Annotated in this window: 14 protein-coding genes; 6 read left to right on the top strand and 8 right to left on the bottom strand. The window is 59.6% G+C overall.

Annotated features, from left to right (window positions below):
• Window position 1: 1 nt before the first annotated feature.
• A complete protein-coding gene (locus tag ACILRH_RS18865) occupies window positions 2–196 on the bottom strand; it encodes a hypothetical protein (protein WP_395695607.1) in 195 nt (64 codons plus the stop codon).
• A gap of 203 nt (window positions 197–399) precedes the next feature.
• On the opposite strand from ACILRH_RS18865, the gene ACILRH_RS18860 reads away from it, so the two are divergent.
• Window positions 400–525 (top strand): hypothetical protein, encoded by a 126-nt coding sequence (locus tag ACILRH_RS18860; protein ID WP_395695606.1) that lies wholly within the window; start codon window positions 400–402, stop codon window positions 523–525.
• Window positions 526–620: 95 nt separating this feature from the next.
• Here ACILRH_RS18860 and ACILRH_RS18855 read toward each other — a convergent pair whose 3' ends face one another.
• On the bottom strand, window positions 621–992 hold the full coding sequence (locus ACILRH_RS18855; RefSeq protein WP_395695605.1) for a histone-like nucleoid-structuring protein Lsr2: 372 nt from the start codon (window positions 990–992) through the stop codon (window positions 621–623).
• A gap of 94 nt (window positions 993–1,086) precedes the next feature.
• Here ACILRH_RS18855 and ACILRH_RS18850 point away from each other — a divergent pair, with 94 nt between their 5' ends.
• Both ACILRH_RS18850 and ACILRH_RS18845 read left to right on the top strand, forming a co-directional pair.
• Complete coding sequence (locus ACILRH_RS18850; protein ID WP_395695604.1) at window positions 1,087–2,721, top strand: DNA methyltransferase; 1,635 nt, start codon at window positions 1,087–1,089, stop codon at window positions 2,719–2,721.
• A gap of 29 nt (window positions 2,722–2,750) precedes the next feature.
• A complete protein-coding gene (locus ACILRH_RS18845) occupies window positions 2,751–2,951 on the top strand; it encodes a hypothetical protein (protein ID WP_395695603.1) in 201 nt (66 codons plus the stop codon).
• A 146-nt stretch (window positions 2,952–3,097) separates the two neighbouring features.
• On the opposite strand, the gene ACILRH_RS18840 is transcribed toward ACILRH_RS18845, so the two are convergent.
• On the bottom strand, window positions 3,098–3,769 hold the full coding sequence (locus ACILRH_RS18840; RefSeq protein WP_395695602.1) for a recombinase family protein: 672 nt from the start codon (window positions 3,767–3,769) through the stop codon (window positions 3,098–3,100).
• A gap of 321 nt (window positions 3,770–4,090) precedes the next feature.
• The gene (locus ACILRH_RS18835; RefSeq protein ID WP_395695601.1) at window positions 4,091–4,522 is read right to left on the bottom strand and encodes a hypothetical protein; all 432 of its coding nucleotides are present in this window, start codon (window positions 4,520–4,522) and stop codon (window positions 4,091–4,093) included.
• Window positions 4,523–5,500: 978 nt separating this feature from the next.
• On the opposite strand from ACILRH_RS18835, the gene ACILRH_RS18830 reads away from it, so the two are divergent.
• Entirely contained in the window at window positions 5,501–5,815 is a 315-nt protein-coding gene (locus tag ACILRH_RS18830) for a hypothetical protein (RefSeq protein ID WP_395695600.1), read from the top strand.
• Window positions 5,816–5,935: 120 nt separating this feature from the next.
• Here the strand turns inward: ACILRH_RS18830 and ACILRH_RS18825 are convergent, their stop codons facing one another.
• From ACILRH_RS18825 to ACILRH_RS18810, 4 genes are all read right to left on the bottom strand, one after another.
• Entirely contained in the window at window positions 5,936–6,292 is a 357-nt protein-coding gene (locus ACILRH_RS18825; protein WP_395695599.1) for a hypothetical protein, read from the bottom strand.
• Window positions 6,293–7,334: 1,042 nt separating this feature from the next.
• Window positions 7,335–8,822 (bottom strand): recombinase family protein, encoded by a 1,488-nt coding sequence (locus ACILRH_RS18820; RefSeq protein ID WP_395695598.1) that lies wholly within the window; start codon window positions 8,820–8,822, stop codon window positions 7,335–7,337.
• Window positions 8,819–9,706 carry a type II secretion system F family protein gene (locus tag ACILRH_RS18815; protein ID WP_395695597.1) on the bottom strand — a complete coding sequence of 296 codons (888 nt, stop codon included), beginning with the start codon at window positions 9,704–9,706 and terminating at the stop codon, window positions 8,819–8,821. The genes ACILRH_RS18820 and ACILRH_RS18815 overlap by 4 nt, the downstream gene beginning before the upstream one ends.
• Window positions 9,703–10,158, bottom strand: coding sequence for a type II secretion system F family protein (locus ACILRH_RS18810; protein WP_395695596.1), 456 nt, complete (start codon window positions 10,156–10,158; stop codon window positions 9,703–9,705). The genes ACILRH_RS18815 and ACILRH_RS18810 overlap by 4 nt, the downstream gene beginning before the upstream one ends.
• Window positions 10,159–10,183: 25 nt before the next feature.
• On the opposite strand from ACILRH_RS18810, the gene ACILRH_RS18805 reads away from it, so the two are divergent.
• Together ACILRH_RS18805 and ACILRH_RS18800 are read left to right on the top strand one after the other, a co-directional pair.
• Window positions 10,184–11,281 (top strand): ComEC/Rec2 family competence protein, encoded by a 1,098-nt coding sequence (locus ACILRH_RS18805; RefSeq protein WP_395695595.1) that lies wholly within the window; start codon window positions 10,184–10,186, stop codon window positions 11,279–11,281.
• A partial coding sequence (locus ACILRH_RS18800; RefSeq protein WP_395695594.1) for a hypothetical protein occupies window positions 11,247–11,618 on the top strand: 372 nt, incomplete at its 3' end. The genes ACILRH_RS18805 and ACILRH_RS18800, both read left to right, overlap by 35 nt.

Below are 11,618 nucleotides of genomic sequence, written 5' to 3'. Positions count from 1 at the left end.
GCTACTTCACTTGGTCGAGCGCCGAGCTCAGCATCGACTGCAGCTGCGGCCGGGCGACGGCGGTGATCGCGACGACGAGACCGGCCGTCATCACCGTGATCATCACCCAGCCCGGGACGTCGCCGCGCTCGTCGCGGACCCGGGGCGCGGTGAGGGCCAGGTAGAACCTCGTCAGCGCCAGCGTGAGGTGTTCCATACTCTTCCTCCTCAAGGAGTGGTCAGGCTGAGACCGATGACGCCGGGCCAGAACGCGAACAGGACGGTCACCGGCAGCACACAACCCGCTCGAAACAGGCACCTTCTTACTGCCCATATCACATGTCGGCGGACCCGACTTACATCGGTGTCATTCACCGGTAGAATGTGGTCCAGGACACACCCGGGAAGGAGGTGAGAGCGATGGCAGGCAACGCAGGCAAGGTGCCGCAGGTCCCGAAGAAGGGCGGCGGTACGCAGGAGCGCGACCGCAACAAGGACGGCGCGTGGCGCGACAAGCGCAGCGACGCAGGCAAGAAGCGCAAGTAGCGTCATGAAACGGAAGACCCGGGACAATGCAAGTGTCCCGGGTCTCTCCGTATCCGAACATAGACGAGCCGGACGAACGCCGCTACGAGAACACGCTACTTCGCCATCGCAGCCTTGTAGGCGTCATAAACGCTCTGACCGATGCGAGGGGTCTTCTCGGTGACCGGATTGCCGTTGGCCGCCTTGACGCCGTTGGCAATCGCCCAGGCCTTCACATCGGCATAGTCATACCCGTAGGTCTCCGTCTTGGTCCCCTTGGACGTCTTGACACCTGCCACCGGCGCGGGGCGATTCGCCCTCTTCAAGAGCGGCGCCTCACCTCTCAGGAGCGCCATGAATGTTTCCTTGCTCTCTGCGCTGAGGTATAGGTCATAGTCCTGACCGTCAGCCCGCACACTGAGAGGCTTGGTGTCGCTGTCAATGGTCTCACCGGTCAAGTCGTCGGTAATAATCTGCTCAATGCCCATCGGTCTCCCCTAGTTCTCCCGCGTTCCACTATTAAAGCACAGTGTCCCGCTGGTAGGGTCACGTTCATCGACGAGGCACGAGTGCGGGGGCTTCATGGCAGACAACAAACTCTTCTATGGCGACAATTTGGACGTGCTGAGACAGCACATTAAGTCTGAATCAGTTGACCTTGTCTATCTAGACCCCCCGTTCAACTCTAATCGAAATTACAACGTAATCTTCGGGCGGAATCAGGCACACTCCGCCGATGATGCCGCTCAGATTCAGGCATTTGGTGACACTTGGGTCTGGACTCCTACCACCGACGAGCAGTATGTCGGATTGATACAAGGCGGCCTGCCAACTCGTGCGGCCGACGCGCTAACCGCGTTTCGGACCTTGCTCGGCGAGAACGACGCTATGGCGTACCTAGTCAACATGGCTCCGCGTCTGCTCCAAATGCACCGCACGTTGAAGGAGTCAGGGTCACTGTGGCTCCACTGCGACCCAACGATGAGCCACTATTTGAAAGTGCTCCTAGACTCAATATTCGGCGCGGCCAACTTCCGCAACGAGGTCGTATGGCAACGAACTGGCTCCAAAGGGCTCATGGCGCGCCGTCTTGCCAATAATCATGACGTCCTCTTGTCCTACCAAAAGTCGGACGCTGCGAAATGGAACCTAGACGAGACATTCGTCCCCTATGACCTTAATGATTTGGACCCAAAGACCGCCGCGAAGTATTCCAACCTTGACGATGACGGCCGACGTTTCGAACTAAAAGACATCACCAATCCAAACCCCGACCGACCGAACCTGACGTACGAATTCATGGGCGTCACCCGCGTTTGGCGGTGGACCAAGGAACGTATGCAAGCGGCGTATGACGCTGGACTCATCGTCCAAACGGCTCCTGGTCGGGTACCTCGGGCCAAGAAGTATCTTGATGAGCAGCGAGGCAAGCCGCTGGGAGATGTGTGGGCAGATATCGCTCCCCTCAACAGTCAGGCCGCCGAACGTCTTGGCTACCCAACTCAAAAGCCTCTTGCGCTTATGGAGCGCATAATCAAGGCCACTACCGATGCGGGCGATGTGGTCTTAGACCCGTTCTGCGGCTGCGGGACAACGGTGGACGCGGCTCAGAATCTCGGTCGCCAGTGGGTTGGTATCGATGTGACCTACATCGCGGTTGACTTAATCCGCAAGCGTCTACGCCATACATATGGCGACGATATCGAGAGTACCTATGAGGTCCTCGGCATCCCTCGCGACAGAGCGGGAGCCTTTGCTCTGTTCAGTCACTCGCCTTTCGACTTCGAGCGCTGGGCAGTCTCCCTCGTTAACGCGCAACCCAATGAGAAGCAAGTTGGGGACAGGGGCATCGACGGCAAAGCCCGCTTCCTTCTCGACGGGAGCGGTAAGAACCTGGGAACAATCCTTGTGTCGGTCAAAGGCGGCAAGTCCATCGGTCCCCAGTTCGTCCGCGATTTACTCGGCACGGTCGAGACACAAAAGGCTGAGATGGGAATCCTCATCACGATGGCTGAACCCACACGGGGCATCATTGACGCAGTTAATCACGCTGGAACCTATACTCACCCGGCCAACGAGCAGAAGTTCCCTAAGGTCCAGGTTATTACCGTTGACCGGTTACTGAAGGGCGAGAAGCCGAACGTACCGCTGACTATTCTGCCATATATCGAGGCCAAGCGAGCACGGACCAAGAACACGGACGAAGGTCTGTTCTGAATGACGAGCGACGACTAAGGAGCCCCATCGTGCCACACAAAGTTATCAACGCAAGCGAACTCAACCTAGTGGCAGTCAAGAGCGACCCTGACATCCGCATCACTAAGACCACTGAAGTATGGGAGACCGGTCTCAATCACTTAGAGAAGACCGAAGGCTGGCGAATTGTCACCGTCGCTCAAGGCGGCTTCACCAAGGAGCCAGTCTTCGTGCTCTACAAGGAGGCCTGACCGGTCAACATTCTGCCAACCCTCCCGGCTCCAGAATGTATAAATTTCAGCCGGATGCTCGATTCGCGTTGCTGGCAGTCGTTCCGAAGCCAGATAGTGCGCCCGTATCTAGACCAGTGAGGCTCCGACTCGATAACTGCTCATCCTCACGCGGCCGAAGCGTCTAGGTCTGCCGACGCTAGTGCCGCCTTCACTGTGCTGGGATACCACTTCAGACCACCGCGAGCCGTAGGCACTTCGTCAGCATTCAGACCGTCTGCGATTGCTGCCAGCGTTCTCCCGCTCCCCCTCTCGCTGACGATGCGCTCTGTCACATGCTCAGCCATGACGCGGGGACGACCCAGCCGGACCCCTTGCGCCTTGAGTTGCTGCATGGCAGCGCTCGTGCGCTGTCCGATGATGCGACGCTCGTACTCTGCGAAACTAGCCATGACATTTGCCATGAGCGCCCCGCTAGGCGTGGTCGTATCAATCGCCATATCCAAGACGACGAGTTCCCAGCCTTCACGCTCCGCCTGCGCCATGAGGCTTGCGAAGTCCAGCAGGGAGCGGCTGAGCCTGTCGAGTTTGCTGACAACCAGTACCCCGGCCGTGCCAGCCCTGAGACGGTCCAGGGCCTCAGTGATGCCAGGGCGGGCAAGCGACTTGGCTGAGTAGCCGTCGTCAGTGACGTACTCAACGGATTCCCAAGCCTTGCGCTGAGCCTCGGCCTCAATCGCTGCCCTCTGGTCTGCCAAGCCGAGGCCACTCATGGCCTGTTCCTCAGTCGAGACTCTTAGATAGCCAACGACTGCCATTGACTTGTTCCTCTTACTCATGGCTTTAGCGTACAGAATCCGAACCTTTTGTGTAACCGACTCTGAACACCTTGTCATTGAAAGGCAGTTACGCCCCACGCGGCATCACCTCCGCATGGCACATCGGGCTTCGTTATGCGATTACGACCGAACACGTCGCTCACGGGGACTTTTGACACCCCCAGGATGTGTCGGGCGCCTCCCTGACGGGCGAACGAGAATAGGTCCGGATTCTGCGGAATCCTCGAATTGAACGACGCTGTAACGGTCTCTTTGGATGCTTCGTACGCCTGCGAGGACCGCCAGAAGGGTTGACTGGCTCGATTGGCTAGGACGGTTCAATCACATCATGAACAGTCTATCTATAGTGACGAACGCACCAGTTGTGCCCTTGGGTGGAGAAGAGTCGAGCGAGTCACTCGTTGTAGCGCCAGCCCGCATCGTGACATTGGTGAAGTCGGAAGACCCGCCTATGATTTTCCCGCCATCTCCAACGAAGACAATGTAGGCCGGTGAACCCTTCGGGATGTTCCTATCAGTGGTGACATTGATGGCAACGTTGCCATGCGTCACTAGAGTCTCAACGTCGGCCGCCAGAGGAACCGACTTATGTATCAGGCTGCCATTCTCAAGCGACACTTCCAACTTCTCATCCGGACCCAAGGAATCCTCAAGCATTGAGCCCACGGCAAAGAATGAATCGGCTGGGACGTAGGCAAGCGTCTCAGTGGTCGATTGAGTAGCAAACCCGTCTTTTACGGCCTTGAAGGTCACGTCGATTGAAAAGTGCTCGGGACCATTGTTATAGCCCACCGCCCCCACCCCGGGGTAACCCCAGGACCCTGCGCGCTCGTATCCCGACGCCACAATGGAGATTCCTGGCGCCGCAGAGGCGACGAAAGGTCCCCACGTATTCGCGGTCGGGGACGGGGTCGCAGCAGGCGTCGGAGTGGAAGACGACGACGGCGGGGCCGGCGGGTCTTCGGATTCAATGCTCTCGATTGCAGACGGAGACGTAGTTGGCGTCGCCGTCACTGTGACTGTCTGGACAGGAGGGCTCGCGCCTGCGTCAGAGCTCTGGGCGCCGCAGCCAGCAGCGGCCGCCAGCAGAGCGAGCGTCGACGCTGCCAGAAGGGCTGTTCGCATCGGGTTCCCCTTGTCGGTCGGTGGGGTCGCGGGACCTAGCCCCCCGAGATGGTGGCACGTCGTCCCGGCCTTGGGGCCGCTTGCGGAGTATTGGGCCGTAGTTGCTCCGGTGCGGGGTTCCGGCCTGAGCACTCGGCGGTCCATCCCTATCCCCCGGGACCGCGTATGCAGACGTCTGTTCCCGGCTATCTTCGCCAGCATGAAGAGAATTCTGTGCTTCGCGGGTACGGGCGTCCTACTCTGCGGAGTCCCCGCAATCATCCCGACGCCAGCATCGGCAGACACGCCGGGATGTGTGACACGGAGCGAGTACAACAAGCCCCGTGCAGGCTGGCCGATAGCGCGGGTTCACCAGTTGTTCGACACGGCCGGTACTGCGGCTTTAAATGGTTACCGGCACTACCGGGTGTGCGCCGAGCCAGACGGTCCGGGTCTCTACTACCTAGGCTATGAACGGCGGAACGGTGCCCTTCGGTTTACCGGGGACAAGGGCTACTTCAGTCCCTACTGAGTGAGCCGCTCTGCGTGCGCCGGGCTCCACGTGTGTCAGGTGTCGACTTGTCCAAACCGCTCCGATTTGTCTGCCAACTCCTTAGCATCGAGGTCATGAAGTCTCCTGGGCACCTCATGTTGGCCACGGCGCTCGTCGCAAGCCCCTTCGTGATGGCTGCCGCACCAGCATCGGCCGACACCCCTGGGTGTGTGACCCACGGCGAGTTCAACCGCGTGCAGACCGGTTGGAAGCAGTCGCGGGTTCACCAGTTGTTCGACACGGCCGGAACTGCCGCCCCGGGCGGCTACCGCTACTACGCGGTTTGTGGCGAGGAAGGCGGGACCGGGCATTACGCATTGGGTTACCAGCGACAGTCCGGGGTGCTCAGGTTCACCGGCGACAAGTACTACGACACCACCCCGTACTGATTCGGCCCCTTGTCTGACTTCACCAAGCCGCGACATCGTTAGTTCGCCCTCGCGCATCTGCATCTCGACCCTGGCGACCGCGCAGTTCGAATCTGCCTGGACCAATGCCTCTAGAACCCCTCAGACGCCCGTCTCGCGAACGAACTTAATTAGTTCCGTGTTCTGTGGCCTTCGCATATTGAACGAGGCTGTAACAGCCTCCCTTGATACTTTGAAGTCTGCTCTTAATCCCGTTAGGTCGATACCAGTCATGACTGTCTGTGCATCGATGCCTTGCCTGAGTTTCATTGACAGGTTGAGGACTGGCGCCATACCGCCTTGTCGCACCATCTCGACCGAACAGCCTTCTACTAGTTCGCAGAGGCAGGCGTACTCAGCGTTGATGCACGCAAGTCCTAGTAATTCCCTAGGGCACTGAGCCTCTACCGGCTCGCCATTCAGCCCGCTACTCCTGATGACCTCTACGAACTCAGTCATCGTGGCTCACAATGCTCTCTAGCAGGCTGAGGTGACGAAGGACCTTGGCTGAGTCCCTCGTAATATCGACATTCATGCTTTGAGCGAGTAGCAACGCATTGGTTAGGCGGATGCTCGTACGCACCGCCGCTGTGTGTTCACTGATTGCTTCCTCTAGCCCTGTACTTACTTCTATACTCATACCACTTTCTCCTTAATAGATATTCTTATGACTATCGCCGCTCCGCGGCGACCGGCCCAGCGGGCCGGTAGTGCAAGAGACTTGAGTCATCTTGCACCCATCTACTTCTCTTGACTCTGCGCATATTGACTTGGATACACGTACCCTTAGGGTTCCTCATCATTGAAGCCTAGAGATGGTCGCTCACAACTCAGGGAACTTGCGTCCTTCTGGTTGCTTAGGGTAAGTAGACCGAAACCCGGTTATCCACTCCGTTGGGTTATCCTTCTTGATTCTCTTCGGATTGCTCCTAGCCGCTCGGACGGCATACGCGCTGTGAGAATCATAAAGGGCTCTTTCTATACCGCCCAACATGCTCGGCTGTAAGACTCTATCCAGAAATGAAAACACCCCTAGAGAGGGAACCGGGCAGTACCTCAACCTAGGGGGGTTTGCGAGTCTCGCGAACTCTGTTGTTGTGCTCCTACGAATAAGCCTTCCTGCCCGGTTCCGCTTACTCTTCTATTATATCACCATTGTTTCCAAAGGCGAATATTCGAGCGATAGGCTTTAAAGGCCGCTCTGCGTCCTAGATTACAAACACAGAGCGGCCACAGGGGACGAGTGAGAAAGCGCCATGCTGCAACCTGTCCCCAATGTTGCATCACTGAATAGGTCCCCGGACAGGAAGAAGGATGTAACTGCCCGGGGAAGGCGGTGCGGAACTAACCGCATTCCGAAGCCTGGTTCTCTCAGGCCTCGCGCACCTATCTCTATTATACCGTCCAGATATTATGCCGCGTATTGTTATCGATTCGTTACTTATGTTGAGAGTGGCGGTGAAGTCTGCGCAATCTAACTCTATCTCTGTGTCAGATATTGTCAGAAGTCTCCGGGCTCCACAGGTATATGGACTGTTCTCGCGTTCGACTCATCCCATGGAATCCCCATGGCCCGAACAACTTCATGCTTACCGAGCATCGGCGTCAACTCCATGAATGACAGGCGGGATTGGTCGAACTTCCTGCCTACCCTGCCTTTGACCAGTCGCACGCCGCTACACCTGTTCAGGAGGGCAGTCCGTCTGTCCTTGCGCCATTGCTCACCCGACGTCTCGTGGGAAACCTCAGTACTGTAAGAGACCTCTGGCGCTCGGCGCTTCGTCTCCTTCAATGCAGCCATTCTTTCCATCAAGGCTTCCATGTCGGCATCATCTGCTGTCATGCGCGCGGCGGTATCGGCAATCTGGGTATTAATCTCGGTGAGGTCGTAGTCTGATGGAATCTCCCGAGTAATAATGAAGTGGTGGTTGCCAAATTCCTCTAGGAACCTATCCTCCACTATGTCCTCCAAGTTCGTGACCTGCTGACCGCACCCGTCTTTGCCCTGACATTGGAATACCCGCACCCGTTTGCCACTGATGTTCTTGGCGTTGCGATACATCTTCTTGTCGCAGTGACCGCACCACACCAAACCTGCCAGGTATGACTCGGAGCGCGCCTTATAGGGCTCGGCATTGCTTAGACGGTCCTTGAGGTCCCGATGTTCTTCGACGCTCAGGATTGCCAAGTCCTTTCGAATGAGAGGCATACCGTCTTTGCCACGGAGAACCTCGCTTCCGCGCACCTTGCCCTTGTTGCCAGGGTTGTTCAAAGTCATGCCAGCCAGAACGGGGTTCGTCAGCATGCGACGGGTGACCGTGATGGTCCAGTGCGCGGCACTGTTCTTCCTGCCTTGTCTCGGCGCCACTTCATCGAGATAGTCCGAGACGCTGCGCACCGAAGCCCCCCGCAAGATTCGCGCAGCAGCCTCAATGACGAACCCAATGGTCTCTGGGTCCTTCCTAAGCACCTTGCCCTTACCGTTGGGGTTCCGAGCATGCATGTACCCGAAGGGTGGGGCTCCACCCGCTACCCGCCCGTCTTGGATGATGTACCGCCTTGCTCCGGCGACCCGCGCGCTAATCGCCGCTGCCTCCATCTCCGCGAAGACCGCCAGCATTGTTGCGAAGCCCCGACCTTGCGGGGTCGTCATGTCCACCGGGTCGGCTACTGCCGCGACCGCTGCTCCGCGCTCCTGTAGAGCGGCGTCGGCATTCAGGAAGTCGAGGGCCCGACGGGCCAGTCGGTCAACCTTCCAAACCAGCACCACGTCATAGGCGCCCCTTGGATGGGCTAGAACCTCCTGCCAGCCATTCCGGTCCTCGGGACGGTTGGCCGATGCACTCACGCCGTCGTCAACGTGCTCAGCCACCACCTGCCAGCCCTGGGCACGGCAGTAGTCCCGCCCCGCCTCCAGTTGGCGTGCGATGCTCACAGAGTCTTCTGTGGTGACGCTGAGGCGTGCGTACAACACAGCGCGCTTAGTCATACGTGAATGTTACTGATGCGCACCGGCAGCACGAGGAACACCACCGGGACCATCATGAACACCTCCTTGCGGGCCGCGGTCTCGATGAGCTCGCGACGACCGGCCTCGCGGACGTCGGCGGCCTGCGCGTGCAGGACGTCGGCCAGCGGGGTGCCGCGCTCCACGGCGACGGCGACGCCCTGGGCGAACCGAGCCACCAGCGGGAGCCCGGTCGAGGCGGCCATCGCGTCGAACGCCGCACCGACGGGCTCGCCGGTGCGGATGTCGGCCAGCACGCGGGCGAGGTCGGTGGACAGCTCACCGCCGCTGCGTCGTACGACGCGGTCCAGCGCCGCGACGGGGCCCTCACCCGCGGCCACGGCGAGCGCGAGCAGCTCGGCGACCGTGGGGAACTCGGCGAGGATCCGCCGCTCGCGGCTGCGCACCTGGCTGGTGAGCCAGGTGTCGCGGGCCAGGACGCCGGAGACGAACGCGATGGCCGACACCAGCAGCCAGGTCAGGGCCGACCCCGGCGCGGTCAGCATCCGCAGCACCCCGATCGCCGCGGCCACCGCGAACGCGACCACGCCCCAGAGCACCTGCTCGATCCGGAACTCGTGGACGGTCTTGTCGATGGCGGCGCGCTGGAGGCGACGACGGACCGAGGTCGCACCGCCGAGCACCCGCTCGACGGTGTCGGCGGCCGGCTGCAGCAGCGCCGCGACGAGCCCGTCGCCGGACGAGGCCGGCCGTGGGAGCGCACCGGTGTGCGGCAGGTCGCGGAGGTACGGCAGCACGCGCACGGCGAGCTGGGGTCGCCGCAGCACCCGCACCCGGGCGACGACGAGGAGCAGCCCGGCAGCCAGCGAGCCGCCGAGCACCGCACCCCAGACAGCGGGCGTCACGACAGGATCCGTCGTTCGAGCGGGAGCCGTCCGATCCGCATCATCAGCCGGTAGGCGACGACGCACGCGACCGCGCCGAACGCCAGCACACCGACGCCGGCGGGCGAGGCATAGCGGTGGATCACCTCGGACTGGAAGGACATGAACAGCAGCACCAGCCAGGGCGAGGCGACCGCGAGGCGGGCACCGTTGACGGTCCAGGCCTGGCGGGCCTCGAGCTCGGAGCGGGTCCGGGCATCGTCACGGAGGTACGACGACAGGTTGCGCAGCAGCCGGCCCAGCTCGCCCCCGCCGACCTCACGAGCGATGCGCAGGCCCTCGACCACTCGGTCGCCGACCGGGTCGGCCAGTCGCTCCTTGAGCCGGTCGAGGCACTCCCCGAACCGGCCGGTCACCTGGTAGTCGAGCGCGAACTGGTCGAAGGCCGCGCGCAGCGGCTCCGGCCCGCGCACACCGAGGGCTGTGCAAGCGCCAATCATGATCCTCGGTATTGTGATGATGTTTCTCGGCATGATCTGGCTGCCACTTGGTCAGATCGTGGCTTGGCTGGTGCAACTGCCACTCATCTACATGCTAAGTGTGATCCGCAGCGCGGCAGCAACTGCCGGCACCTTGATCTTCAATCTGAGTCCGTCGATACTAGTGGGCTACTATGCCTTCGCGCTGGGCATCCCTTATGTGGCGTCAATGCCGCCGGGGCAACGTCAGGTGTGGTGGAAAACTCTACGCAGTACGTTCAGTTTCTCGCTGCTAACGATCGTGGGGCTAGGCGTAGCCACGCTACTGTGGATCGTGGTGTTATCGCGTCCCGATGGTAAGCTGCACGTTAATTTCCTTGATGTTGGCGAAGGCATTGCCGTCTTGATCCAGACGCCGAACGGTGCGCATATCTTGATCGATGGCGGCGAGAATCCCACGCGCCTGCAAACTGCACTTGGCGATCATCTGCCGACATTCAAGAATTATCTAGATGCACTGATCCTTACAGATATGCGGCGCGCCACCATTGCTGCCATACCGCCGTTACTAGATCGCTATGAAGTAGGAAGTGTTTTCTTCAACGCGCTGGAGGCTGATGGGCAGATCGAGCCAGCAGTTAGTGATGCGATCAAGCGCCAGCAGAAAGAAGGGATCGCGCTGGAACATGGCTCGATCTTCACTACTGATGATGGCGTGGCAATTGAGGTATTAACACCGCCTATCGTGGTGGCATCTCCTAATCCGCAGGATAGTACATTGCTACTGCGTCTGAAGTATGGCGATGCCTCATTTCTGATTACGTCGGAGATGTCAGAAGAAGCGATCAAGCAGTTGCTACACACCGAGTCCTATTTTGGTTCGACGGTGCTGCTCCTTCCCTCTAACGGCGCGGAAAGGAAAAGTTTGGCAGCCTTTACCGCGATGGTTGTGCCGCAAGTTGCCGTGATCGCAGCCGATGCTGGAGATCGCGCCGCTTCGCCCGACGACTCGGTTTTAGCACTGCTTAGGAACTTGCCGCTATTCCGCACGGATCGACAGGGAAGCATCGAGATGGTAACCGATGGCAAGACTCTGTGGATTTATTCAAGCAAGTGAGCCGACTTTGAAAATCTTCTACACAGATCAGTACGTGCTGCCGCTGCCGTTGGGTCATCGTTTCCCGATGTCCAAGTACCAACTGCTGCGCGAGCGCGTGTTTGCAGCACAGATCGTGCCTGCGGAAAACCTAATCATCCCGCACGCCGCGACTGATGAGGAAATTTTGCGAGCACACGATGAGGAATATCTGCGTCGTGTGCAATATGGCGAACTGACGGAGAAGGAAATCCGGCGTATCGGCTTTCCGTGGACGCCGCAAATGGTCGAGCGATCTCGGCGCTCATCAGGTGCAACTATCGAAGCCAGCCGTGCCGCGCTGGAAGATGGCATCGCG

Origin of the sequence: Nocardioides sp. (assembly GCF_044226765.1) — a bacterium.
Classification (GTDB): domain Bacteria; phylum Actinomycetota; class Actinomycetes; order Propionibacteriales; family Nocardioidaceae; genus Nocardioides.
Note: the sequence above shows the minus strand (reverse complement) of the source record. Positions and strands in the feature narration are given on the sequence as shown.